The organism is Agromyces sp. Root81 (assembly GCF_001429165.1).
Lineage (GTDB): Bacteria > Actinomycetota > Actinomycetes > Actinomycetales > Microbacteriaceae > Agromyces.
This window is the reverse complement of the sequence record NZ_LMIR01000002.1, coordinates 1,806,730-1,829,984: the sequence shown is the minus strand read 5'-3', so window position 1 is coordinate 1,829,984 and position 23,255 is coordinate 1,806,730. Positions and strand designations below refer to the sequence as shown.

Here is a 23,255-nt window from a genome sequence, read left to right as displayed (position 1 = left end):
GTTGTTAACCTTTCGTTCCGGTGAAGGCGATGCCCTGGATGAACTGTCGCTGCAGGACGAGGAAGACGACGATCATCGGCAGGGAGCTCAGCAGTGCGCCGGCCATGAGGAGCGCGTCGTCCCGCAGACGCAGATCCGTGAGCAGGCTGAGGCCGACGCTCAACGGCATCGAGGTGACGCTGCCCGAGACGACGAGCGGCCAGAGGAAGTCGTTCCACGACCACAGCGCGGTCAGCAACGTGAGCGCGATGATCCCGGGTTTGGCGAGCGGCAGCATGACGCGCCAGAAGATCTGCCATTCGTTCGCACCGTCGAGGCGCGCGGCCTCCTCGAGCTCCATCGGCAGCGTCTGGAAGAACTGTCGCAGCAGGAAGGTGCCGAAGACGCTGAACAGTCCGGGAAGGGCGATACCCGGGATCGTGCCGAGCAGGCCCAGCTCGCGGATGATCTCGTACTGCGGCAGGAGGAAGAGCTGACCGGGAACCATCAGCACCGCGAGGAATCCGATGAACAGCACGTTCTTGCCCCGGAAGTGGAAGCGGGCGAACCCGTAACCCGCCATCGTGCAGAGCAGGACCTGACCGAGCGTTCGGATCACGGTCAGCAGGATCGAGTTGCCGAGCAGGTTCCAGAACGGCAACGTGTCGAAGACCTTGGTGTAGGCGCGGGTCGTGAACGGATCCGGGAGGATCTGCGGTGGCACGGAGGACGCCCCGGACAGGGTCTTGAGCGAAGTCAGGACCTCCCAGATGAACGGGAACACCATCACCGCGGATCCGAGGATCAGGAGGGCGTAGACCCAGGTCAACGGCTTGCCCGGTGCACGGCGGGCGCGACGCGGCGTCGTGACCGGTGCCGGTTCACGCACCGCGACCGGTGCTCGTTCGCGCGTCATGACCGACGTCGACTCACTCATAGTGCACCCACCGTCGCTGAAGTCGGAACTGGATGGCGCTCAGCACCAGGATGATCGCGAGCAGCACGCAGGCGATCGCGGCGGCGGCACCGAGATCATGCTGAAGGAAGCCCTTGGCGTAGAAGAGGGAGACCAAGGACTGCGACTGCGACTGGGCCGGGTTGTTGGGGTCGATCATGAGGAAGATCAGGTCGAAGACCTGCATCGACGCGATCACGCTCAGCACACTCAGCAGGAAGGTCGTCGGGGAGAGCAATGGCACGATCACGGAGACGAATCGCCGCACCGGACCTGCGCCGTCGAGTTCTGCCGCCTCGATCAGGGTGTCGGGAATGCCCTGCAGCCCCGCCGTGAAGATGATGATCTGCGTGCCGAGCCCCATCCAGATGCCGACGATCGCGATCACGACCATGTTGACGACCGGTGTGGAGAGCCAGGCGACGCCCGGCAGGCCGATGGCCCGGAGGCTGAGGTTCAACACGCCGTAGTCGACGTTCAGCAGGAGCCGCCACACCAGTGCGACCGCGACCGGCATGGTGACCACCGGGAGGAAGAACAGGACCCGGAACAGACCTCGCCCCTTGAGCCCCTTCGTGTTGATCAGCACCGCGACGATCATCGCCACCGGGATGCCGATGAGGCAGATCGCTGCATACAGCAGGGTGTTCAACAGGGCGCGGCCGAGATCGGGCTCGGCGAAGACCTCGATGAAGTTGTCGATGCCGACGAAGGTCTCGCCGCCGAAGGGCCCGACGTCCTGGAACGACAGGTAGATGCCCCTGATGATCGGCCACAGGTAGAAGACCGCGAGCCCGAGGCCCGCGGGCCCGATGAACAGCAGTGCCCACCAGGCCCGCCCTCGGCTCAGCTGCGCGGCCGTTCGCCGCGGTGCGGCCTCCCGGCCGCGCAGTCGCGCCATCGTGCTCACTCCTCGGCGAGCAGGTCGTTCATCTCACCGGCAAGGTCCTTCAAGCCGGTCTCCGTGTCGATCTGACCCGACAGGATCTGCTTGATGTAGTCCTCCTCGACCGGCACCCAGGCCGTCGTGTTCTTCGAGATGGGCAGGGGCGCCCCGGTCTCGACCGCGTCGAGGAAGATCTGCGCGTCGATCGCCGTCAGGGCATCGACCCAGGCCTGCTGCGTGCCGTTGAACGCGGGGATCACGGTGGCCGTCTTCGCCTGAATCCCGGCGGCCTCTTCTCCGCTGAGGAAGACCGCGAGCTTCTTGGCCATCTCGAGGTTCTCGGACTTCGCGGAAGCGGCGTTCGCGAGGCCGTGGACGACCGAGGTGTTCTCCCCGGACGGACCGATCGGCAGCGGCGCGACACCGATCACGTCGGCGATCGCCTCCGCCGAACTGTAGGTGCCCGCTGCCCAGGAGCCGTCGAGGAACATGCCCATCTTCCCCGAGCTGAAGGTATCGCCGGGCCAGGTGTCGGTGATCTGCTGGAGGGTCGGCGACGAACCGTTCTCGATGAGGTCGGCCCAGAATTGCACGCCCTCTGCCGCCTCCGGAGTGTCGTACCCCGACGTCGTGCCGTCCTCGGAGATGATCTCGCCGCCGGCCTGGAGGATCGTGTTGTAGTACGTCATCTGTCCGTACGGCGCTGCAGCGGTGCCGTAGACGCCGTTGGCCGGATCGCTGATCTTCTGGGCTGCGTTCTGGAAGTCCGCCCACGTCCACCCTGCGGCGGGGTACTCGAGACCCGCTGCGTCGAAGAGCGCCTTGTTGTAGTAGACGCCGATGGTGTCGAAGTCCTTGGGCGCACCGAAGAGACTTCCGTCGTAGGTGTAGAGATCGATCAGGGATTCCGGGTAGTCGCCGGCCTCGATGCCGGTGTCGTCGAGCGGGGCCAGCTGGCCGTTCGATGCGTACAGCTGGAAGTTCGGCCCGTTCACCCAGAAGACGTCCGGCCCGGTCCCCGCGGACATCTGCGTCTGGATCTTCGTCCAGTAGTCCTTCGACGGGATGACGGTGATCTCGACGTCGACGTTCGGGTTCTGGTTCTCGAACTCGTCTGCCGCCTCGCGAAGAGCCGGTTCCTGGTTCTGATCCCAGATCGTGTAGTTCAGCGTGGTCGGCCCGTCCTGGCCACCGCCTGATGAGCATCCGGCGAGGGCGAGTGCGGCGACCATCGCCGCCCCCAGCGCTACCGCGCCAGAGCGAAGAGCACGTGATTGCATTTCGGTTCCTTTCCATCGCGACGATGCGATGTTCGGTCGATGTCCACTGAATCGTTTGGTGCGCTTAAACGATTATGCAGGACTGTAACGAACGTCAGATGTTTCGGTCAAGAGGGGCGCAGGTTTTCGGGACGATCGGATCCCGACGAGTCAGTCCGCGCGGGTCGACCCGCGCGCGAAGAGGGTCGGCTCGAGTTCCAGGATGCGGTTCGTCGGCGTTTCGGCATCCTGAGCACGCGCGAGCACGAACTCGATGATCCGGGCCCGCATGTCGACGGCACCGACCGAGCTGATGTCGGACTGCGCGGCCTGACGAGAGTCGCCGATGCCGATGACGGCGACATCTTCAGGCACACGCAGCCCCAGTTCCCGCGCCGTGTGCGCCGCGGCGAAGGCGGCGAAGTCGGCCTCCGCGAACACCGCATCCGGTCGGTCGTCACGGTCCAGCAGCACTCGGGCTGCGCGATACGGGTCGAGCAGATCCTTCGCGTACTCGGCGATGTATCCGTCGGGGACGGACCTCCCCGCCGACTGAAGCGTCTCGACGTACGTCTGCCGCCGAACGCTCTCGCGAGGCGACTCGCGATCGGGAGCGACCGCGAGGCAGGCCACCCGCTGATGTCGCTCCAGCAGGTGCTCGACCGCCATCCGAGCAGCGCGACGCTCATCGAAGCGGATGACGTCGAAGCCGTCCGGTTCGAGGTATGCCGAGTAGACCGACACCTTGCGAGCCAGGGGGCCGAGCGCATCACGCCACTGAGTGCTCTCCGAGGCGTCGGCGGCCGCAACGAATGCGGCATCGAACTCACTTCGCACGAGCGCGGCCGCGAAGTCGGAATCCAAGGCGATCAGCGTCGTCCACCCGAGCTCGGGAGTCGCTTCGGTGAAGGACTCCGCGATGCTCAGCGTCCACGGATCGCCGAGCATGTGCAGCACGAGTTGGATGACGCCGGTTCGGCCCGTCCGCACCGACCGTGCCATCCGGTTCGGCAGATAGTGGAGCCCGGCGGCGGATGCTCGCACCCGCTCCGCCGTCTCATCCGAGTACCGCGCACCCTCTTTCTGCGTACCCGTGAGCACGTAGGAGGCGGTCGCAATCGAGACCCCGGCATGGGCGGCGACCTCGCGCAGGGTCACCCGCGGGCGCTCCTTGCCGGCTCGTGCACTCATGATTCCACGAGCCTAGCCGTCACGGTGGCGTGGCCGGCTCGCGCAGGAGCCGGGCCACGGCTCCGACCCGCACAGGTTCTCCCGGTCGAGGTCAGGCGCCGGCGAGTGAGACCGGATCGGGGTTCACATAGTCCGCCAGCTCGTGCGGGTAGTCGAGCCCTCTCGGCAGGGAGACGCCCGGGCCGACCGGCGCCAACAGGTAGCCATCGACGTCGATCCCGTCAGTGCGCACGAACTCGGTGTGGGTGACGAGCGATTCGTAATACGTCGCGTTGCTGACGGCCATGCAGAGGTGACGCTCGGCCTCCCCCATGCCATGGGGCTCGGCACGCAACCGGAAGGCATCGGCCAGATGTGCGGTGCGCATCGCGCCGGAGATGCCTCCTCGCAGTTCTGCCGAGATGCGCAGTCCGAACGTGGCCGCGCCGGCACTGACGAAATCGGCGGAGTTCATGTAGGAGCCATCCGAGGTCTCGGCAGAGAGCAGCGGCACGCGGACTGCACGGCCGAGCGCCCCATACGCCGAGACCGAGAACTCGCGCATCGGCTCCTCGTACCAGAGGTAGTCCGCGTCCGAGAGTGCGTGCCCGAGGAAGATGGCGTCAGGGAGGTCGAACCCGGCGGAACCGTCGTACATCAGCGGGACGTCGGGGCCGACGTGGTCGCGAAGCGCCTGGCACAGTGCTGCGTCTCGACGCGCATCGCCCCACGCGTGCAGCTTGATCGCCGGGTAACCCTGCTCGAGTGCGCGATCCGCAACGGCGAGGAACTCCTCCGTCGTTTCGAACGTCGTGGTCGAGGCATACGCGGGGATCCGCGTCCTCGCACCTCCCAGGAACTGCCAGAGGGACAGCCCCGCCTCACGCGCGGCAAGGTCCCACAGCGCCAGGTCCACCGTGCCGAGGTACGGGAGGGCGAACTCCTCGAGTCGGTCCAGCTCCCAGATGCGATGGTAGAGATGCTCACGCTGCAACGGGTCCTGCCCGACGAGCTCATCGCGCCAGACGCGATCGACCAGGTCGCGCAACATGGAAGCACTGCCGGGGCGTGACGCGAAGGCCACCCCCGTCGCGCCGGTGTCGGTACCGATGCGAAGGATGCCCCGCTCCCCCGCAGCGCCGCTGCCGGGCAGCCCTGCACGCCATTTGAACGACGGCGATGGTGCCGCCACCGGGACGGTCCACACTTCCACGTGGGTGATCTTCATAGAGCTCTTCCTCGAACGACGGAGCCCGCTGCCAGTGCGACGGCGCTTTGCAAACGTTACACGTTTGACGTTTGACGAACAAGCTACGATGCAGACCTAGAGGAGCTTCGACGGGAGGATGGCATGGAGACTTCACCGGTTCGCTCACGACCCGAAGCGCGAGACCTCGCGTCGAGAGCATCGGAAAGCCGTCGGGGGCATCGTCCCAATCGCCTCAGCACGGTCGTCTCGGAGGAGCTGCTGCGCAGGATCATCTCGGGCGAGTACCCCGTCGGCTCGCTGCTCCCGCCTGAGCCGCAGCTGGTCGCAGAGTTCGAAGTCAGTCGACCGGTCGCCCGTGAGGCCATGAAATTCCTCGAGGCCGCCCGACTCGTCACCATTCGCCAGGGCGAGGGCACCGTCGTGCGCGAGTCCTCCACATGGAACCTCCTCGATCCGAGTGTGCTGCGCACCGCGCTGGCGTTGAACGTGGGAGCGCGCATCCGGAGCGATGCCGTGAAGCTCCGCCTCGATCTCGACCTCTCCCTCCTCGCCGAGGCCGCCCCGAATCTGACCGACGAGGACTTCGAGGTGATGGAGGGGCACCTGCGCACCATGGACGCCGAGTCCTCCTTCGACCGCCTGCAGGCAGCCGACCTGGCCTTTCACCGGGTGTACCAGCGTCGCGCGGGCAACCAGCTGACCGAGGGCATCGTGCATCTGCTGGTCGACGAGATGCCCCCGCCGAGTCGAGTCGTCGCCGCACCGCGAGACTCGTACGACGCCGCGAATCGGCAGCACTGGGCCATCTTCCGTGCACTTCGCGACGGGCGAACCGACGACGCGCTGAGCACCCTCAGCGAACACATCTCGCAGATGTGGACGTGGGGGGATTCGGTGAACGCGGACCGCTGACCGGCGCGGTTCGCGCTCGGTTCGAAGCAGCAGGTCAGCCGAGATCGGGCGTAGTCCGGAGGCGGACGCCGAGGTCGGTGAGCGCGTCGATCTCGAGCACGGTCACGATGTTCCGGCCGGTCCGCGTCGCCGGCCATGGCACGAAGAGGCGCTGCTGCGGACCGCGGTTCCAGTACCGTCCGAGGCACAGGTCGTTGAACCAGGCATACCCCTTCGATCCGCCGGGGATCTCGAGGTAGCCATCCGCCTGCTCCGGCAGCTCGACCTCTCCGCGGTAGTACCGCGGGCCGATCGCCGGGCCGGCGGACGGGCTGATCACCGGGGCGGAGATCGTCGCCCAGTCGAGCTCGCGCAACTCCGGCAACGCATGCGACGACACGGAGAAGCCGTTGAGCCACTGATTGTCCTGGCGCAGCCCGCGAAGTCCCTTCGTCTCGCCGAGCCGGGGACCGTAGTTCACCCGACCCATCGATTCGACCATGACCGATACCTGGGCGTGCCCCCCGACCGGAGGCAGGATCGACGTGTCTCCGTCACGCTCGACGACAGCGACGAGCGCGCCGTCGACGCGGACCTGAGCTCGATCGCGCAGCTCGATGAGCTCGAGCGGGAGCGGCTCCCGAGGCCCCGGAATCGAGACCTCGTACCTGACGAGCCCGTGATCGACGCCGAGCTCTTCGAAGGTCGGTGCCACGGCGTACTGGCCGTGCTCCTCGAAGTCGACGGCCGCGACGTGCGTCAACGGGACGATCGCATCGGCCATGAGCGGATGCGGAATCGGGAGGTCGACGATCTCCCGGCCGTCCGACGTGCTCGACAGCACTTCGCGGAGCGCATGGAACTTCGGCGTCGGGGCACCTCGCTCGTCGAGCGGGGCGTCGTAGTCGTAACTCGTGACGGTCGGGCGATACTCGTTCACACCGCCGTGGTCGACGTGGTTGGCGCCGGCACCCGTCCCGAAGTTGGTGCCGCCGTGCGCCATGTAGATGTTCACCGACCCGCCCGCATCGATGATCTCGGCGAGCGCGTCAGCAGCGTCCTGGGGCGGCCTCGTCACTCGAGGCTGTCCCCAATGGTCGAACCACCCGTTCCAGAACTCCATGCAGAACGGCGGGTCATCCGGGCGATGGCGTGCGAGTGCGGCGAACGCGGCGGGCGCCTCCGACCCGAAGTTCACCGTCGCGCGCAATCCGGGAACGGTCCCGCCCGAGAGGCAGACGTCCGTCCATCCGTCGCTCGTGAACAGCGGGACGGCGACACCGCGTTCCTCCAGGCCCCGGGCGAGCGCGCCCAGGTACGCCGCGTCCGAGCCGAAGGAACCGTACTCGTTCTCGACCTGGACCATGAGCAGGCTTGGGTGGTCGACGAAGGTCGGCACGACCGCGTCGAGGTACCGCCCGACGGCATCCATGAAGTCCGGATGACTCGTGCGCACGTGCTTGCCCACTCGCCCCGTCAGCCAGGAGGGCAGGCCGCCGTTGTCCCATTCCGCGCAGATGTACGGCCCGGGACGAACGATCGTGCGGAGCCCTTCGGCGTGCGCGCAGTCGAGGAACCGGGTGATCTCGTCGAGACGCTGCCACTGCCCCTCGCGAGGCTCATGGACGTTCCAGGCGAGGTAGGTCTCGACCGTGTCGAGGCCCATCGCGCGCATCGATCGCATCAGGTCGGGCCACTGCTCCGGCAGCGAGCGGTAGTAGTGGATCGCGCCGGAGAGGACGCGTGGCGCGGGAGAAGAAGGGTCCATGGTGTCCATTCGTCGTGAGGTGATCAGATCTTGACGGCGCCGGCGGTGAGGCCGACGCGCCAGTACTTCTGCAGGCTGATGAAGGCGATGGCGAGCGGGATGATCGACAGCAGCGACCCGGTGATCACGAAGTGATAGTTGAGCTCGCTGGGCTGGTTGCCCCAGAAGTAGAGGCCGAGCATGGCCGGCCAGAGCTCCGCGTCGTTCAGCGTGACCAGCGGGAGGAAGAAGTTGTTCCAAATGCCGACGAACGAGAAGAGGAAAACGGTCAGGAGGGCCGGGCCCATGATGGGCAGCGCGATCGTGGAGAAGATCCGGATCTCACCGGCGCCGTCGATGCGAGCCGCGTCCAGCAGGTCGTCGGGGACGCTCTCCTGCGCGGTGATGCGGGCGAGGAACACGCCGAACGGGCTGACGAGGCTCGGGATGATCACCGCCCACATGGTGTTGATCATCCCGAGGGACGAGAACAGCAGGTAGAGCGGCATGACGAGCAGCGATGCGGGCAGGAGGATCGAGGCGAGGATCGCGCCGAAGAGGGCGCCCTTGCCGGGGAAGCTGTACTTCGCGAACACGTAACCGGCGGCGGCACTGATGAGAGTGGCGCCGATCGCACCGCCGCCGGCGTAGATCAGCGAGTTCAGCATCCACCGCACGAAGAGCCCGTCCTGGCGGGTGAGGACCGCGACGATGTTGTCGAGCAGGGCGAAGTCCTCGCCGAACCAGAGCGGAGGGCTGGAGAACAACTGCGAGCTCGATTTGGTGGATGCCGTGAGGAGCCACCAGATGGGGATCAGGAAGTACACGACGCCGAGGAGGAGCACTCCGCGGATGAAGAGCCGGCTGGTGAACTTCGGCATCAGGCGGCCGCCCGCCGTGCGGTGATGACGTTCGCCACGCGCAGGAACCCGAACGACAGGACGAACGTCCCGAGGGCCAGGAGCACGGCCATGGCAGCCGCGACGCCGTAGTTGTTGAGCCCGAATGCGACGTCCTGCACCGCCATGTTCGGCGTGTACCCCGAGGTGATCGCGCTGGAGTAGGACTTCAGCACGGTCGGCTCGGCGTACAGCTGGACCGTCCCGACGATGGAGAAGAAGGTGGTGAGCACGAGCGCCGGCGCCACGAGCGGGATCTTGATGCTCCACGCGATCCGCCACGCTCCGGCGCCGTCGATGGCGGCCGCTTCGTAGAGCTCCTGCGGGATGCCGGTCAGTGCCGAGTAGATCACGAGCATGTTGTAGCCCGTCCAGGTCCAGGTGACGATGTTCGCGATCGACCACAGCACCACGTCGCTCGAGAGGAAGTCGACGTCGATGCCGACGTTCGCGAGGGCGGCGACGAACGGACTCGTCCCGGGGAGGTAGAGGAAAGCCCACAGGATCGCCGCGATCACGCCCGGGACCGCGTACGGCAGGAACGCCGAGAGTCGGACGAACTTCGGGTAGTTGCCCTTCAGCGCATCCACCGCGAGCGCGAGAGCGAGGGCGGTGAGGAGCATGAGCGGCACCTGGACGATGCCGAAGACGAGCACCCTCCCCACGCCCTCGAGCAGATCCGTCTTCTGGATCGCGTTCACGTAGTTCACGAATCCCGCGAACACCCGCTCGCCGCCGATGCCCAGCCCCGATCGCTGCTCGGTGAAGAAGCTCTCGACGACGGCGTAGACGAGCGGCACCACGAACGAGAACACGAACAGCACGAGGAACGGCAGCAGGAGGAGCCAGATCGCCCGGCGCTGCGAGCGACGGATCGTGGTGCGACCGACCGCGCGGAACCGCGGAGGTCTGCTGGCGATCGCTCGGACGGCAGTGGTGGTTGTCATGGTTCGTCCCTGTTCGGAGGCGTTCGGATCCAGGCGGAGGGTTCCCGGGCGTGGGGCGCCGGGAACCCTCCGTGTCGTGGCCGCAGCGTCACTCGGTGACGCTGAGCCCCTTGGTGGTGAGGGCGTCGACGAGCGACGCCTGGGCGATGTCGAGACCTTCCGCCATCGTCCGGGTGCCGTCGAGGACCGGCTTCATGGCGTCGGCGTAGGCGCTGCCCGTCTCGGCGTTGGCCGGCCCGAACTGCCAGTTCGGGTTGATCGTGGGTGCGGCGTCGGCGAACACCTCGTACACCTTCTGCCCTCCGTAGAAGTCGAGCGGCTCGCTCAGCGAGCCGAGCCCCGTTCCCTTCGAAGCGGCCGGGAAGGATGCCGCGTCTTCGATGAGGATCTCCAGCGCTCCGTCATCCGTGCTCATCCAGTTCGCGAAGTCGACCGCGCCCTGCACGTCGTCGCAACCGGTGAGCACCGACGTGGCCGATCCGCCAGCGGTGCCCGTGCTCACGGTGTCGGCCTCGATGTTGGGCATCGGCGCAACCCGCCACTGACCTGCGGATCCCTGCGCGGCACCCTCCAACACGGTCACCCACCACACGGGGGCCACATAGCTGGCGATCGTGCCCTCTTGGATGGCGGCGAACCACTCGGGGGTCTCGGGGTCGGTGACCTTCGTGAGGTCCTCGTCCATCATCTTCTGCCAGTAGGCGGCGACATCCTGCGTCTCGGCGCCGTTCATCGACACCTTCCACTCGTCGTTCTCGCTCGAGTACCAGGTACCGCCGGCCTGCTGCACGAACCCGGCGATCTGATAGGTGATCGCGGGCGCGAAGGAGCTGAGGTAGACGTTCGGGTCTGCGGCGTGCACCGTCGCGGAGTCGGCGGCGAACTGCTCCCAGGTCGTCGCCGGCGAGACACCGAACTTCTCGTAGACGTCAGCACGGTAGAACAGGGCGAGCGGCGCGATGTCGACCGGGACGCCGTACGTTCCCTCGCCGACCTGCATGGCTGCCCACGCACTGTCCGGGAAGCCGGATCGATAGTCGTCGACCTCCTTCGAGATGTCGACGAGCGAGCCGTCGACCGTGAGTGTCGGGAGCGATTCGTTGCCGACCTGCGCGAGGCACGGCGCATTGCCCGCCTTCACGGCGGCCTGCATCTTGGTGTATCCGCCCGAACCGCCGGAGGCGGTCGTCTCGAACTTCACCTGCTGATCGTGCGAGGAGTTCCACAGGTCGACGACCTTCTCGTACGCGGGGTTCCACCCCCAGAACTCCAGCTCGCTGTTCTCGGACTCCGGGGCGGCGGTGGTGCACCCGGCGAGCATCGTTCCCAGCATTGCGGCTGAGATGGCGGCGGAAACGATCCCGCGCGTCGTTGGACGGGCCCTGCTCATGGTTCTTCTCCTTCGATCGGTTGGGTGTTGCCTGAGGGAGTGTTCGCGGTGATCGGCGCACTCGACGTCGCGGTGACGTCTGAGAAGCGGATCTCCGGAAGTCCGACCTCATCGAGGCCGTACAGGTGCTTCGCGCTGTTCTGGAAGGCGCACGTGAGCGCTCCGAGCACCGCGGCGTCGTCCCCGAGGTGGGACGCGATGATCGCCGGCTCGTAGAGGAGCCACCCCTTGGCGATGATGCGCTGACGCAGCATCGCCACGATCGTGTCGCTGTGCTCGGCAGCATCGCATCCGACGACGATGCAATCGGGGTCGACGATCTGGCCGATCATCCCGACCAGCTCGGCGAGGCCGTCGACGAAGTCGTTCCGCTTCGCTGCGGCATCCGCATCGCCCGCGTCCGCGCGATCCAGCACCGACCGCAACGACGGTTCGTCCGCCCAGCCGAGGTCGCCCTGTGGATCGATGGGCAGCGGCAGGCTCGCACCGGCAAGAGCTCCGGCTGAGTCGTGGCTGCCGAGGCGCAGTCGTCCGTCGAGAACGAGGGCCGCGGAGATACCGCGCCCGATGCGGACGTAGAGCATGTCGGGAATGAGTCGGGCGGCTCCGATGCGGTGCTCGGCCAATGCCGCCAGGTTGACGTCGTTGTCGACGCGTACCTCGCAGCCGAGCATGCGGGACAGATGCTCGGTGATGTCGACGCCCTCCCAGTCCGGGTATGCACCGGATGCGCGCAGGCGGCCGTCGGAGCCCACCCATCCGGTCAACGCGACGTGCGCCGTCACCAGACGGGACACGGTTCCGCCGGCCTCGGCGAGTGCCGCGGTGGTCTCGTGCGTGACGAGCTTGAGGCGGGCGAGCGAGTCCGTCGGGAGAGGTGCACTGGATCGCCGTTGGGCGAGCACTCGTCCGCCGATGTCCGCGATGACCACCGTGATGCCGGCCCGAGCGATGTCGATGCCTGCCACGAAGCCGGCACGCTCGACGAACTCGAACACCCGTGCGGGGCGACCGGTCGCAGCGTCCGATCCGCCCTCGATCTCCTTGACGAGGCCGCGCTCGACGAGCCGCGCCAGCGCGACCTCCACCGTCGGTCGTGACAGGCCGACGCTGCGGCTGAGCGTGCCGACCGAAGACCGACCGTGGTCACGCAGCCACAGCGCACACTGGGTCTCGTTCTCTTGACGGATCGCGCCGACGCGCGCTCCATGACGGTTGCTTTTGACCACGGCTTCGTTGCCTCATTCATCGCGATTGGGGACTTATGCAAGTACATTGCATCTTGTTCGCCCCAACATATATGCGATGGAAGTTCGAATCAAGGGATCTCCTCGATTTAAATGCAAGCACCTTGCATGAGCTCAACGTGCACGACGCGGTTGACACTCCTGAACCGCGGCGGGAACGAAGAAGGCCCCCGGCATGATGCGGGGGCCTTCGAAACACTTGAGGGGCGGTCTGGAAGCGGTCGACTCCGGGCTCGCTCAGCTCGGCGGGTGCCAACCGTCGTGCGAGCTGATGGCGCCCGTGATGCGCCGACTGATGGTGTTCAGCTGCTGGGACTGCGTCGCGGTCAGCGACTCGAACACGAGTCGCCGGACGAGGCTGACGTGCCCCGGCGTCGCCGCGCGAACGAACTCCCGACCCTCGTCGGTGAGCGTTGCGAGGGTGATCCGGCCATCGGCCGGGTCGGGGGCGCGGCGCAGCCGACCTTCACTCTCGAGCCTGCTCGCTGCGCGCGAGAGACGCGAGAGCGTGCTGTTGGCGAAGCTCGCGAGATCGCTCATGCGAAGGGTGTCGTCCTCGGCTTCGGAGAGCGCGAAGAGAATCCCGAAGTCGAAGTGGCTGATCCCGGAATCGCGCTTCAGTTGCGCATCCAGTGCGGCCGGCAACCACTCGAGGAGGGTCGCAAGGGCGGACCAGGTCTCGAGCTCGTCGCGGTCGAACGCGTCAGCGGATTCCGGTGCAGCCATGCGTTCACTGTACGGCATGACTTGCTCAGGAAAGTAAGTTGTTCTAGCGTTCACTTGCTCAGGAAAGTAATTCCCGCTGCGATCCGCAGCACGAAAGGACACACGCCATGGACCTCAAGCTCGACCAGAAGAAGGTATTCGTCAGTGGATCCACCCAGGGCATCGGCTATGCCGTGGCGGAGGCATGCCTGGCCGAAGGCGCTTCGGTAGTCGTCAACGGGCGCGCCGAGCAGCGTGTCGCCGAAGCCGTCGAACAGCTCCGCGCAACCGCTCCCGGCGGAGACGTCTCAGGGATCGCGGCGGACTTCACGGACCCCGTTCAGGTGCAGGCCCTCCTCGAATCGCTCGAGGACGTCGACGTGCTGGTCAACAACGTCGGGCTCTTCGACGTCGCACCGTTCACCGACATCGAGGACGACGACTGGTTGCGGTACTTCGAGATCAATGTGATGAGCAGCGTCCGACTGTCGCGCCACCTCCTCGGCGCCATGCTCGAGAAGGGCTGGGGGCGGATCATCTTCATCGGCACCGAATCGGCGGTCGACGTGCCGGGCGACATGATCCACTACGGCGCGACGAAAGCTGCGTCGCTGGCCCTGAGCAACGGGCTCGCAAAACTCACACGCGGCACCGGCGTCACAGTCAACACCGTGCTCGGTGGACCGACCTACTCCGACGGCGTCGCAGGCGTCGTCGAGCAGATCGCGTCCGCGCATTCCATGTCGCCCGATGAGCTGAAATCGTCGCTGGTGCGCCCCTCCTCGCTGATTCAGCGATTCATCGAGCCCAGTGAGATCGCCGACCTCGTGGCCTACCTCGCAAGCCCTCGCTCCTCGGCGACCAATGGCGCCTCCCTCCGAGCGGACGGCGGGGTGCTTTCGACCATCGTGTGAGGTGGCTTCGAGTCGTCGCCACGAGAAACGAGAAAGGCCCCCGCGGAACGCGGGGGCCTTTTGCTTCAGGGCGGGATTCCAGACCGTGTCGATCAGGAAATCAGATCACCAACTGAGCGGAGACGAGGGGATTTGAACCCCTGGTCCCCTTACGGGGACTCCACCTTAGCAGGGTGGTGCACTCGGCCGGACTATGCGACGTCTCCTCGCGCGCACTGACGTGCACACGCGAAAGTCATCATAACCCGTGGATGCCGCGGATGACGATTCGGCGGACGCCGGACGGTGTAGACGCTACTGGTCGTCGAGCGTGCGGCCCGCGGAGCAGCGGGTCTCGGCCGCGGTCTGTCCGGTGACATCGCTCGGCAGCGCCTCGACCGCGGGCGCGGGTGCAGCCGGGTCGGCGGGCGCGGGCTCAGCCGGCACCTCACCTTCAACGGGAGGCGCGACCGCAGTCGGGTCACCCACCGAAGCGAACGAGGTGTCCTGCGACGTCGGGTCGAATGTGACCGGCAGGTCGTTCTGCAGGGCGTAGTTGATCGCACCAGATGAGTCGGTCGGGCGCAACGCCCCTCCCCCGTCGACGTAGCCGGTCGGGTACTGCACGAAGGCGATCTTGTTCAGATCGGTGTCCTTCAACGCCTTCGCGATGGAGATCATGCTGGTGGGGTTCATCAGGCTGTCGGACAACTGCATGTTCGCGAGCGCGGCCTTCGCGATGGAGTAGAGCTTGACCGGGTCGCTCAGCGTGCCGTTCGACTGCAGCGTTCGGGCGAGCGACGACATGAAGACCTGTTGATTCGAGATGCGGCCGAGGTCGCTGCCATCGCCGACCCCGTGGCGGGTGCGGAGGAACTGCAGCGCCTGCATGCCCGAGAGCTCGTGCATGCCGGCGGGGAGGTAGAGATCGGTGTGCTCGTCTTCGATCGGTTCGGCCACGCAGACGGGAACTCCGCCGACGGCTTCGGAAAGCCCGGCCACACCCATGAACTGCACCGTGCCTGCGAACGGGATGGTCACGCCGACGAGCTGCTCGATGGTCTTGACGACGCACGGCATGCCGCCGAGCGAGAGCACCGAGTTGATCTTGACGTCGTACTGTTCCGACAGCGGCTCGCCGGCCGGGTCGGCAGGGTTGACGCACTCGGGCACATCGACGAGCATGTCGCGCGGGAAGCTGATCACCGAGGCGTTCGAGTGGTCTTCCGAGATGTGCATGAGCATCGTGACGTCGTTGAGGACCGCGGTCTCTTCATCAGGGTCGCCGAATCCATCGCCCTGGCCCTCGCGGCTGTCGCTGCCGATGAGGAGCAGGTTCACGCCGCCCTCGATCGCACCGACGTCGGGCACGCCCTCGAGCACGTCTTCGTTGCCGAGCGTGACGGTGGGTTTGGCGGTGTTGGCGAGGTCCCAGGCGGCGTATGCCGCGACGGAGAGACCGGAGACCAGCACGACAGCGACAACCGAGACCGTCACCTTCGCGATCGACCTCCACAGCGCGCGCCGCTTGAGCCGACCGTGGCGGACGACGGGGGTCGACGACGTGGCGCGCCGGGAACTGGAACGCGATTCGTCTCTCACCGGTGTCCTTTCGTCGTGTCGATCTCGCGGAGGGCGTGGGATTCGAACCCACGAGGCATTGCTGCCCACTGGTTTTCAAGACCAGCTCCATCGGCCGCTCGGACAGCCCTCCATGCCCGCGCGACGCTCCCGGAGGTGCTGATCGTGCAGGCTGGCCCCGATTCTAGCCGAAGCATGTTCCAGCCAGACTCGCAGGCCAGCCTGAAAAGGTGCTGAAGCACCCCTCAGGAGGGCAGACGAGCGGAGACTGCCCGATCAGCCCTCGTTGGCCTTCGCGCAGCGCACGGTGTCGCCGGTGATGCCGGTCACGTCATCGGGCAACGGCACGGTCGCGCCGGTATCGGCGGGCGGCGCTTCTGCCGAACCATCGGCAGGCGGCGCCGCCGGGTCCGCGGGCGCAGCAGGGGGGCCGGCGACCGTGCCGAATTCCGATCTGTCGATCGCAGTCGGGTCGATCACGAGCGGCTGATCGGCCCGGAGGGCGACGTTCACCGCCTCTGCGGAGGGCGATGGAAGCACTTCCGTGCGGTCCTCGTTGTACTCCGTCGGGTACTGCACGAACGCGATCTTCGACAGGTCGACATCGGCCAGGGTGCGGGCGATGGCGACGAGCTTCGTCGGGTCCTGGAGCGCATTGGACAGCTCCATGTTCGACAGCACGGCCTTCGCGATCGAGTAGAGCTTCACCGGATCGTTGAGTGTGCCGTCGCTCTGCAACGTGCGCGCGAGCGAGGCCATGAACGCCTGTTGACTCGCGATGCGGCCGAGGTCGCTGCCGTCGCCGACGCCGTGGCGGGTGCGAAGGAACGCGAGCGCGTCGTAGCCCGAGATGTTGTGGGTGCCTGCGTCGAGGTGCAGCCCCGAGTAGTCGTCGTCGACCCGGTCGGCGAGGCAGACCTCGACGCCGCCGACCGCCTCGGAGAGGGCAGCGACGCCCTTGAACTCGACGACGCCGGCGACGGGGATCTTGACGCCGGTGAGCTGCTCGATCGTCGCGACCACGCAGCCGAGTCCGCCGTGACCGAGCACGCTGTTGAGCGGAACGCCCGACATCGCCGAGAGCGGCCCGCTCTCGGGGTCGACGGGATCGGGGCACTCGGGCACCGGCACGATCATGTCGCGCGGAAAGCTGACGACCTCGACGTGCGAGTGGTCCTGCGAGATGTGCAACAGCATGTTCACGTCGTTCAGGACGCCCGGGTCCTCTTCGGGGTCGCCGAACGAACCGTCGAGCGGGCGCTTGTCACTGCCGACGAGCAGGAAGCTGAGACCGTCCTCCATCGCACCGATGTCGGGCACACCGTCGAGCAGGTGCTCGTTCGCGAGCTCGGTGCCCGGCTTCACCGACCCCACGAGGTCGACTGCCGCATAGGCGACGACCGAGGCGGCACTCACGGCGAGCACGGCGACGACGGATGCCGCGAGCTTCAGGTAGGTCGAAGCGGCACCGCGCTTCGGCAGTCGCCCGTGCCTCGGCACCGCCGTCTGCTCTGCGGCATCCCGCTGCTGTTCGCCCGAATCGCTCATCGCACCCCTCTGACCCGGCCGATTCTATGCCGACGGACTCGGATCATCCCGAGAGCGGCATGAACGCCGACCGTCAGGGCAGCGAGTCGAGCACCGCCGCGAGGCCGGCATCGTCGATCGAGCCGCCGACCTCGTTCGCAGCCTCGCGCACCTCGTCCGGCGCCTGGCCCATCGCGACGGCACGGCCCGCTGCACCGGCCCACGCGAACATCTCGAGGTCGTTGCGCCCGTCGCCGGCGGCGAGCACGCGGTCGATCGGCAGCTCGAGCCAGCCTCGAACCCGCTCGAGCGCCGTCGCCTTGTTGACGCCGTCGGGAGCGATGTCGAGCCACGCGGTCCAGCCGATGGCGTAGCTCACGTGGTGCAGGCCCATCTGGTCGACGATGCCGAAGAACTCGTCGAGTCCGTGCTCGAGGCTCGTGACGACGACGCGCGTGGCGCGATGGTCGAGCAGCTCCTCGAAGCGCACCTCGCGGGCGTTCTCGAGGTTCCACTCGGTCATGCCCTCGGTGTAGAGGCGGTACCCGTCGGGCAGTTCGACCATGAACTTGCCCGACGGCAGGAAGCCGCGGATGCGCTCGAGCACCTGGGTGGGGTCGAACGTCTCGACGTGGCGTCGCACGTAGCCGCCGGGCGCCGAGTCGTCGCGCTGCATCGTGATGGCGCCGTTCGCGCACACCACGTACTCGGGCGAGAGCCCGAGCTGCTCGAGCACGGGCGCGGTCGTCGACCAGGAGCGCCCCGTCGCGAGCGTGACGACATGACCGCGGTCGCGAGCGGCCGCGACCGCGTCGACGACGACGGAGTCGATCGACCCGTCTTCGTGCATGATCGTGCCGTCGACGTCGAGCGCGACGAACCATTGCTCGTCGAGATCGGCGTCGGGGCGCGTCATCCGCTCGATGCTCATGCGATCGGCTCGAGCACCTCGAGGCCGCCGAGGTAGCCGCGAAGCGCCTCGGGCACCACGACCGAACCGTCGGCCCGCTGGTGGGTCTCGAGGATCGCGACGAGCCAGCGCGTCGTCGCGAGCGTGCCGTTGAGCGTCGCGACCGGCGCCGTCTTGCCGGTCTCGGTGCGGTGGCGGATCTCGAGGCGGCGGGCCTGGAACGTCGTGCAGTTCGAGGTCGAGGTGAGCTCGCGGTACGCGTTCTGCGTGGGCACCCAGGCCTCGACGTCGTACTTGCGGGCGGCGCTCGTGCCGAGGTCGCCGGCCGCGGTGTCGATCACGCGGTAGGTGAGGCCGAGGTCCTGCAGCATGCCCTCCTGCCAGCCGAGCAGCCGCTCGTGCTCGGCCTCGGCGTCGGCCGGGTCGATGAAGGTGAACATCTCGAGCTTGTTGAACTGGTGCACCCGGATGATGCCTCGAGTGTCCTTACCGTGGCTGCCGGCCTCGCTGCGGTAGCAGGTCGACCAGCCCGCGTAGCGGATCGGCCCGTTCGAGACGTCGATGATCTCGTCGGCGTGGTAGCCGGCGAGCGCGACCTCGCTCGTGCCCGTGAGGTAGAGCTCCTGTTCTGGCAGGTAGTACACCTCGTCGGCGTGGGCGCCGAGGTAGCCGGTGCCCTGCATGATCTCGGGGCGCACGAGGGTGGGCGTGATGAGCGGGGTGAAGCCCGCCGCGATCGCCCGGTCGAGGCCCATGTTCATGATCGCGAGCTCGAGGCGGGCGCCGATGCCCTTGAGGTAGTGGAAGCGCGCGCCCGAGACCTTGGCACCGCGCTGCATGTCGATGGCGTCGAGCAGCTCGCCGATCTCGAGGTGGTCGCGCGGCTCGAAGTCGAACGCGGGGATCCCACCGACCTCGCGCAGCACGACGAAGTCGTCTTCGCCTCCCGCAGGCACCCCGTCGATGACGACGTTGCCGAGTCGCTGCACGGCGAGCGTGAACTCGGCCTCGGCGTCGCTCGCGGCCTGGTTCGCGGCCTTCACGCGGGCGGCGAGCTCCTGCGCCTCGGCGACGAGTGCCGCCTTGGCCTCCTTCGGCGCCTGCGCGACCTGCTTGCCGAACGCGTTCTGCTCGGCGCGCAGCGCTTCGAAGACCGTGATCGCGGTGCGCCGCGCCGCATCGGCCTCGACGGCGGCGTCGACGAGCGCCGCGGACTCGCCGCGGAGCTCTTGCGAGCGCTTGATGAGGTCGGGGTTCTCGCGAAGCAGCACGGGATCGATCACCCGAGCAAGTCTAGCCGCGGCATCCGACCCCTGATCTGCGGTTGCGGGCGTTCAGGGGGAATTCCGGCCCTGATGCAATACCGTGGGCTGCGTGACACCAGGCGAGCAGGGGGCGACGGATGGCGCGGGCGGGCGCCAGCGGGCCGCCGTGATCTTCAACCCCACCAAGCAGGGCGTCGAGACGCTGCGTGCGGCGGTCGCCGCGGCAGAGGCCCGACAGCAGTTCGCCCCGTCGCTCTGGATCGAGACCGCGGCCGACGATCCTGGCAAGGGCATGGCGCGCGAAGCCATCGAAGCCGGCGTCGACCTCGTGATCGCCGCCGGCGGAGACGGCACCGTGCGCTCGGTCGCCGCCGGCCTGCGCGGCACTGGAGTGCCGCTCGGGCTTGTGCCCATCGGCACCGGCAACCTCTTCGCCCGCAACCTCGAGATCCCGGTCGGCGACCAGGCCGACGCCGTCGTGCTGGCCTTCGCGGGCCTCGACCGCGCGGTCGACCTCATCGTCGCCGACATCACCCGGCCCGACGGCACCGACGAGAGCCACGTCTCACTCGTCATGAGCGGCATCGGCATCGACGCCGCGATGATCTCGAACACCAACCCCGACCTGAAGAAGCGCGTCGGCTGGCTCGCCTACGTCGACGCCGGCCTGCGAGCGCTGCCCGCCTCGAAGCCGTACCGGGTCGTGCACCGGGTCGACGCCGGCAGGCACCACCGCTCGAAGGTCTCGAGCATCCTCGTCGCGAACCTCGGCTACCTGCCCGGCAACATCGAGCTGATCCCCGACGCCGAGATCGACGACGGCCGCCTCGACGTAGTGGTGCTGGCACCCCGCAACCTGTTCGGCTGGCTGCTCATCTGGCGCAAGGTCACGTGGGAGAACCGCGTGCTCCGCAGGTCGGCGATCGGCCGCCAGTTCCTCGACCTCACGGGCGGCAACCGGCGCAGCGAGATCGTCTACCTGCGCGGGCGCTCGGTCGAACTCGAGATCGAGGGCGACGCCGAGGAGTTCGAGATCGACGGCGATGAGTTCGGACTCGTGGCCGCAGCGCGGTTCACGGTCGATCCGGCCGCGCTGATCGTGCGCGTACCGCACTGATCCCGCCGAGCGCGAGCAGGCCGAGCGCCGCCCACAGCGCGGCCTCGACCGCTGCGCCGGACAGGATGTTCGTGACCTGCTGGAGCGCCATCAGCTCGATCGTCTCGGCGTCGGGGGCACCGACCCAGCCGTTCATGCGCTCGACCCCGACGACGGCCGTGTTCCAGACGACGAGCGCGATGGCGGCTGCGATCACGGCGAACAGCCCGATGAACTCGAGGCTCCGCACCAGGGCGGGCCTGGGCTGCGACGACCCATGGACCGCCAGCAGCCGGCGCACGCCGAGCCCCGTGAGCAGCACGACCACGCCGAGGGTTCCGACGCGGACGAGCGCCGGCCCGACCGTCCACCCGAGGTCCCTCAGCGGATTGCCGCGGCCCGTCCCCGTGTAGAAGCTCGCGTCGTTGTTCACCGTCCAGATCAACGACGCACCGATGACCACGAACGCCGCGAGCGTGAACCAGGCGGCGATCACCCATGGCCGGAGCGTCTCCTCCGCCTCGGGTTCCCCTGCCGGATCGAGCGGCTGGAACGCTCGGATGAGCTCGTCGACTCCGTCGGTCGCGTCGGTGCCGGCAGGAGTGCGATCGTCGACGACCGGCGGCGTCACCGCGATCGGCATCGGCGGATCGGGAACACGGCGCGACTCCGTCGCCGGGGTCGATGCCGGCACCGGTGCGGGCCGCGCCGACGAGGCATCCGTCTCGCTCGCCCCCTGCCCCGGGTACCCGCGCTGGAATCGCGGGTCGAATCGCGGGTCGAGACCGGTGGCACCGTCGCTCATGTCGACTCCTCGGGTCGGGGCCGGTCGCTCCGATGCCGGCTCGCGGAGGCGATCACCAGCAGGCCGAGCAGGGCTGCGACGCCGACGAAGGTCGTGATCGGCGTCAGGGTGCCGGAGATCTGCATCATCCTCATCTGCCAGAGCACTTCCTCGCTCGGCTCACCGGTCCAACTCATGCCCCCTTGATTGCTCAGGTTCGTCTGGAGGCCCCACACCGTGCCGACCACGCACAGCAGCACCACCGCCACCAGCACGAGCACCGCGGGGTTCGTGGCGAGCCGACGGATCATCGCCGACCCTCGACGGGAGACGTCAGGGCATCGGCGAGGCGTGCCACGTCTCCGGCGCGGGCATGCCTGACGCCGGTCCAGACGAGCATCACGACGAGGCCGAGCAGTCCGGCCTGCACGAGTGAGGGCGCCAGGAGCCAGGACACCGTCTGGAGCGCTTGGTCGGCGGCCGTCGACTGGCCGTAGAAGCTCCCGGTGGAGATGCCGGCCCAATAGAGCGCCGCGCCGATGACGAGGGAGGCCGCGGCCACCACCCATGCCGCTGCGAACGCGCCGTCGGCGCGTCGCTGCATCGTGGGCGCCGGATCGCCGGTCCAACCCGAGAACGGCTCGGCGGCAGGCTCGGGCGGCGGATCCGCCGCCTCGGACATCGCTCGGGCCGTCGCAGCCCGCGTCTCAGGTCGCGGAAGCATGCCCTGGCTCGGCGACGCCGCCGTGACCGGCTCCGGTGCCGGCGGTTCGGGAACCCGTGGCGCCACCGCAGGCGGAGCAGCCGAGGCATCCGTCTCGGCTGCTCCGTGCCCCGGATACCCGCGCTGATAGCGCGGGTCGAACCGCGGGTCCAGACCGGTCGTGGCACCGTCGCTCACGTCAGCTCCTCGGGTCAGGGCTTCCCGATCAGTCGGGCTCGCCGCTCAACAGGCCGCGCAACCAGTCGCGCGCCTCGATGAAGATGCCGTCATCGTACTTCGAGTGGTACGCGACGGTCTGCTCGTCGGCGCGCGGATACGAGCCGAGGAAGATCACGTTGGGGCTCGTGCGACGAAGGCCGAGCAGGGCGTCGGCGACGCGCTCGTCGGCGATGTGCCCGTCGACGTCGACGACGAAGCGGTAGCGGCCGAGGGCATCGCCGATGGGTCGCGACTGGATGAGCGAAAGGTTCACGCCCCGCGTCGAGAACTGCTCGAGCATCGCGAGCAGTGCGCCCGGCTCGTCGTCGGGCAGCTCGACGATGAGGCTCGTCTTGTCGGCGCCGGTCGGCTCGGGCAGTTCGCGCGAGCGGCTGACGAGCACGAAACGGGTGACGGCGTTGGGGTTGTCGCCGATGTCGCGGGCGAGCACGTCGACGTCGAGGTGCTCGGTGATGCCGGGCGGTGCGACGGCCGCGTCGGCCTGACTGCCTTCGAAGAGGGATGCCGCGGCCGACACGTTGCTCGTCGCGGGAATGTGCCCGTGGTCTGGCAGTTCGCGCTCGAGCCAGCCGCGCGACTGCGCGTAGGCGACGGGGTGGGCGTTGACGACCCGCACGTCGGCGAGCGCGGTGCCGGGCCGGGCGACGAGCACGAAGTTCACCGGCACGAGGTACTCGCCGAGGATGCGGAGGCCGGGCACGGTCGCGAGCGCGTCCTGCGTGGCCGTGACGCCGCCATCGATCGAGTTCTCGATCGCGATCATCGCGGCGGTCGAGCGGCCGCTCGTGACGTCGGCGAGTGCTTCGCCGACGTTGTTGACGGCTCGCCAGTGCTTTCCGGCTGCCGCGGGGACCTGCTTCAGGGCCGCCTCGGTGAACGTGCCCGCCGGCCCCAGGTAGGAGTAGGTCTCCTCGGGCGGTGTGGGCGCGGCATCCGTCATGCAGGCCAGCCTATCCACCGGGCCGGGGCGG

General features: G+C 67.8%; 22 protein-coding genes and 2 tRNA genes. 3 read left to right on the top strand and 21 right to left on the bottom strand.

The window, feature by feature from the left end; translation table 11 throughout:
* Positions 1–4: 4 nt before the first annotated feature.
* The 5 genes from ASE14_RS13700 to ASE14_RS13680 all read right to left on the bottom strand — a co-directional run bounded on the left by ASE14_RS13700 (position 5) and on the right by ASE14_RS13680 (position 5,477).
* Entirely contained in the window at positions 5–895 is an 891-nt protein-coding gene (locus ASE14_RS13700) for a carbohydrate ABC transporter permease (RefSeq protein WP_082600696.1), read from the bottom strand.
* Positions 896–908: 13 nt separating this feature from the next.
* On the bottom strand, positions 909–1,835 hold the full coding sequence (locus ASE14_RS13695; RefSeq protein WP_082600896.1) for a carbohydrate ABC transporter permease: 927 nt from the start codon (positions 1,833–1,835) through the stop codon (positions 909–911).
* A gap of 5 nt (positions 1,836–1,840) precedes the next feature.
* Positions 1,841–3,052: a sugar ABC transporter substrate-binding protein gene (locus tag ASE14_RS13690; RefSeq protein ID WP_235511374.1), complete on the bottom strand. Its 1,212-nt coding sequence runs from the start codon at positions 3,050–3,052 to the stop codon at positions 1,841–1,843.
* A gap of 198 nt (positions 3,053–3,250) precedes the next feature.
* The gene (locus ASE14_RS13685; RefSeq protein WP_082600694.1) at positions 3,251–4,270 is read right to left on the bottom strand and encodes a LacI family DNA-binding transcriptional regulator; all 1,020 of its coding nucleotides are present in this window, start codon (positions 4,268–4,270) and stop codon (positions 3,251–3,253) included.
* Positions 4,271–4,361: 91 nt separating this feature from the next.
* On the bottom strand, positions 4,362–5,477 hold the full coding sequence (locus ASE14_RS13680; protein WP_056655450.1) for an enolase C-terminal domain-like protein: 1,116 nt from the start codon (positions 5,475–5,477) through the stop codon (positions 4,362–4,364).
* A 123-nt stretch (positions 5,478–5,600) separates the two neighbouring features.
* Here ASE14_RS13680 and ASE14_RS13675 point away from each other — a divergent pair, with 123 nt between their 5' ends.
* Positions 5,601–6,371 (top strand): FadR/GntR family transcriptional regulator, encoded by a 771-nt coding sequence (locus tag ASE14_RS13675; protein WP_056655447.1) that lies wholly within the window; start codon positions 5,601–5,603, stop codon positions 6,369–6,371.
* Positions 6,372–6,405: 34 nt separating this feature from the next.
* Here the strand turns inward: ASE14_RS13675 and ASE14_RS13670 are convergent, their stop codons facing one another.
* The 6 genes from ASE14_RS13670 to ASE14_RS13645 all read right to left on the bottom strand — a co-directional run bounded on the left by ASE14_RS13670 (position 6,406) and on the right by ASE14_RS13645 (position 13,306).
* Positions 6,406–8,118 carry a beta-galactosidase gene (locus tag ASE14_RS13670; RefSeq protein WP_200953329.1) on the bottom strand — a complete coding sequence of 571 codons (1,713 nt, stop codon included), beginning with the start codon at positions 8,116–8,118 and terminating at the stop codon, positions 6,406–6,408.
* Positions 8,119–8,141: 23 nt separating this feature from the next.
* On the bottom strand, positions 8,142–8,978 hold the full coding sequence (locus ASE14_RS13665) for a carbohydrate ABC transporter permease (protein ID WP_082600691.1): 837 nt from the start codon (positions 8,976–8,978) through the stop codon (positions 8,142–8,144).
* Positions 8,978–9,943: a carbohydrate ABC transporter permease gene (locus ASE14_RS13660; protein WP_082600689.1), complete on the bottom strand. Its 966-nt coding sequence runs from the start codon at positions 9,941–9,943 to the stop codon at positions 8,978–8,980. The genes ASE14_RS13665 and ASE14_RS13660 overlap by 1 nt, the downstream gene beginning before the upstream one ends.
* A gap of 88 nt (positions 9,944–10,031) precedes the next feature.
* Positions 10,032–11,333 (bottom strand): ABC transporter substrate-binding protein, encoded by a 1,302-nt coding sequence (locus tag ASE14_RS13655; protein ID WP_082600686.1) that lies wholly within the window; start codon positions 11,331–11,333, stop codon positions 10,032–10,034.
* Positions 11,330–12,562 (bottom strand): ROK family transcriptional regulator, encoded by a 1,233-nt coding sequence (locus ASE14_RS13650; RefSeq protein WP_056655438.1) that lies wholly within the window; start codon positions 12,560–12,562, stop codon positions 11,330–11,332. The genes ASE14_RS13655 and ASE14_RS13650 overlap by 4 nt, the downstream gene beginning before the upstream one ends.
* A gap of 255 nt (positions 12,563–12,817) precedes the next feature.
* Positions 12,818–13,306 (bottom strand): MarR family winged helix-turn-helix transcriptional regulator, encoded by a 489-nt coding sequence (locus tag ASE14_RS13645; protein ID WP_056655435.1) that lies wholly within the window; start codon positions 13,304–13,306, stop codon positions 12,818–12,820.
* Positions 13,307–13,413: 107 nt separating this feature from the next.
* On the opposite strand from ASE14_RS13645, the gene ASE14_RS13640 reads away from it, so the two are divergent.
* Entirely contained in the window at positions 13,414–14,199 is a 786-nt protein-coding gene (locus ASE14_RS13640; protein ID WP_056655431.1) for an SDR family NAD(P)-dependent oxidoreductase, read from the top strand.
* Between the two features lie 117 nt (positions 14,200–14,316).
* On the opposite strand, the gene ASE14_RS13635 is transcribed toward ASE14_RS13640, so the two are convergent.
* The 6 genes from ASE14_RS13635 to serS form a co-directional block, all read right to left on the bottom strand.
* Positions 14,317–14,405: transfer RNA gene (locus ASE14_RS13635), tRNA-Ser, on the bottom strand.
* Between the two features lie 88 nt (positions 14,406–14,493).
* Complete coding sequence (locus ASE14_RS13630; RefSeq protein ID WP_235511358.1) at positions 14,494–15,675, bottom strand: LCP family protein; 1,182 nt, start codon at positions 15,673–15,675, stop codon at positions 14,494–14,496.
* Positions 15,676–15,807: 132 nt separating this feature from the next.
* Positions 15,808–15,892: transfer RNA gene (locus ASE14_RS13625), tRNA-Ser, on the bottom strand.
* A gap of 143 nt (positions 15,893–16,035) precedes the next feature.
* Complete coding sequence (locus tag ASE14_RS13620; RefSeq protein WP_056655427.1) at positions 16,036–17,307, bottom strand: LCP family protein; 1,272 nt, start codon at positions 17,305–17,307, stop codon at positions 16,036–16,038.
* 73 nt (positions 17,308–17,380) lie between these two features.
* Positions 17,381–18,202 carry an HAD family hydrolase gene (locus ASE14_RS13615; protein WP_056656431.1) on the bottom strand — a complete coding sequence of 274 codons (822 nt, stop codon included), beginning with the start codon at positions 18,200–18,202 and terminating at the stop codon, positions 17,381–17,383.
* A gap of 11 nt (positions 18,203–18,213) precedes the next feature.
* Positions 18,214–19,479, bottom strand: coding sequence for a serine--tRNA ligase (gene serS, locus ASE14_RS13610; protein WP_056655424.1), 1,266 nt, complete (start codon positions 19,477–19,479; stop codon positions 18,214–18,216).
* Between the two features lie 91 nt (positions 19,480–19,570).
* Between serS and ASE14_RS13605 the strand changes: the two genes are divergently transcribed.
* Positions 19,571–20,578: a diacylglycerol kinase family protein gene (locus tag ASE14_RS13605; protein ID WP_056655421.1), complete on the top strand. Its 1,008-nt coding sequence runs from the start codon at positions 19,571–19,573 to the stop codon at positions 20,576–20,578.
* Here ASE14_RS13605 and ASE14_RS13600 read toward each other — a convergent pair.
* Genes ASE14_RS13600 through pheA form a run of 4 tightly spaced genes read right to left on the bottom strand, consistent with a single transcriptional unit; the run spans position 20,535 to position 23,224 of the window.
* The gene (locus tag ASE14_RS13600) at positions 20,535–21,362 is read right to left on the bottom strand and encodes a hypothetical protein (RefSeq protein WP_056655419.1); all 828 of its coding nucleotides are present in this window, start codon (positions 21,360–21,362) and stop codon (positions 20,535–20,537) included. The two genes, ASE14_RS13605 and ASE14_RS13600, sit on opposite strands and share 44 nt — an antisense overlap.
* A complete protein-coding gene (locus tag ASE14_RS13595; protein ID WP_056655414.1) occupies positions 21,359–21,652 on the bottom strand; it encodes a hypothetical protein in 294 nt (97 codons plus the stop codon). The genes ASE14_RS13600 and ASE14_RS13595 overlap by 4 nt, the downstream gene beginning before the upstream one ends.
* Positions 21,649–22,242, bottom strand: a complete 594-nt coding sequence (locus ASE14_RS20620; RefSeq protein WP_157372985.1) for a hypothetical protein — start codon at positions 22,240–22,242, stop codon at positions 21,649–21,651. The genes ASE14_RS13595 and ASE14_RS20620 overlap by 4 nt, the downstream gene beginning before the upstream one ends.
* A gap of 28 nt (positions 22,243–22,270) precedes the next feature.
* Positions 22,271–23,224 carry a prephenate dehydratase gene (pheA, locus tag ASE14_RS13585; RefSeq protein ID WP_056655406.1) on the bottom strand — a complete coding sequence of 318 codons (954 nt, stop codon included), beginning with the start codon at positions 23,222–23,224 and terminating at the stop codon, positions 22,271–22,273.
* Positions 23,225–23,255: the final 31 nt, after the last annotated feature.

Excerpts from the sequence above, each read along its gene's own strand:
- ASE14_RS13685 (WP_082600694.1), bottom strand. The coding sequence starts at position 4,270 with ATGAGTGCACGAGCCGGCAAGGAGCGCCCGCGGGTGACCCTGCGCGAG.
- ASE14_RS13675 (WP_056655447.1), top strand. The coding sequence starts at position 5,601 with ATGGAGACTTCACCGGTTCGCTCACGACCCGAAGCGCGAGACCTCGCG.
- ASE14_RS13645 (WP_056655435.1), bottom strand. The coding sequence starts at position 13,306 with ATGGCTGCACCGGAATCCGCTGACGCGTTCGACCGCGACGAGCTCGAG.
- ASE14_RS13700 (WP_082600696.1), bottom strand. The coding sequence starts at position 895 with ATGACGCGCGAACGAGCACCGGTCGCGGTGCGTGAACCGGCACCGGTC.
- ASE14_RS13640 (WP_056655431.1), top strand. The coding sequence starts at position 13,414 with ATGGACCTCAAGCTCGACCAGAAGAAGGTATTCGTCAGTGGATCCACC.
- ASE14_RS13595 (WP_056655414.1), bottom strand. The coding sequence starts at position 21,652 with ATGATCCGTCGGCTCGCCACGAACCCCGCGGTGCTCGTGCTGGTGGCG.
- ASE14_RS13680 (WP_056655450.1), bottom strand. The coding sequence starts at position 5,477 with ATGAAGATCACCCACGTGGAAGTGTGGACCGTCCCGGTGGCGGCACCA.
- ASE14_RS13660 (WP_082600689.1), bottom strand. The coding sequence starts at position 9,943 with ATGACAACCACCACTGCCGTCCGAGCGATCGCCAGCAGACCTCCGCGG.
- ASE14_RS13690 (WP_235511374.1), bottom strand. The coding sequence starts at position 3,052 with ATGGTCGCCGCACTCGCCCTCGCCGGATGCTCATCAGGCGGTGGCCAG.
- pheA (WP_056655406.1), bottom strand. The coding sequence starts at position 23,224 with ATGACGGATGCCGCGCCCACACCGCCCGAGGAGACCTACTCCTACCTG.
- ASE14_RS13655 (WP_082600686.1), bottom strand. The coding sequence starts at position 11,333 with ATGAGCAGGGCCCGTCCAACGACGCGCGGGATCGTTTCCGCCGCCATC.
- ASE14_RS13620 (WP_056655427.1), bottom strand. The coding sequence starts at position 17,307 with ATGAGCGATTCGGGCGAACAGCAGCGGGATGCCGCAGAGCAGACGGCG.
- ASE14_RS13615 (WP_056656431.1), bottom strand. The coding sequence starts at position 18,202 with ATGACGCGCCCCGACGCCGATCTCGACGAGCAATGGTTCGTCGCGCTC.
- ASE14_RS13665 (WP_082600691.1), bottom strand. The coding sequence starts at position 8,978 with ATGCCGAAGTTCACCAGCCGGCTCTTCATCCGCGGAGTGCTCCTCCTC.
- ASE14_RS13695 (WP_082600896.1), bottom strand. The coding sequence starts at position 1,835 with ATGGCGCGACTGCGCGGCCGGGAGGCCGCACCGCGGCGAACGGCCGCG.
- ASE14_RS13600 (WP_056655419.1), bottom strand. The coding sequence starts at position 21,362 with ATGAGCGACGGTGCCACCGGTCTCGACCCGCGATTCGACCCGCGATTC.
- ASE14_RS13670 (WP_200953329.1), bottom strand. The coding sequence starts at position 8,118 with ATGGACCCTTCTTCTCCCGCGCCACGCGTCCTCTCCGGCGCGATCCAC.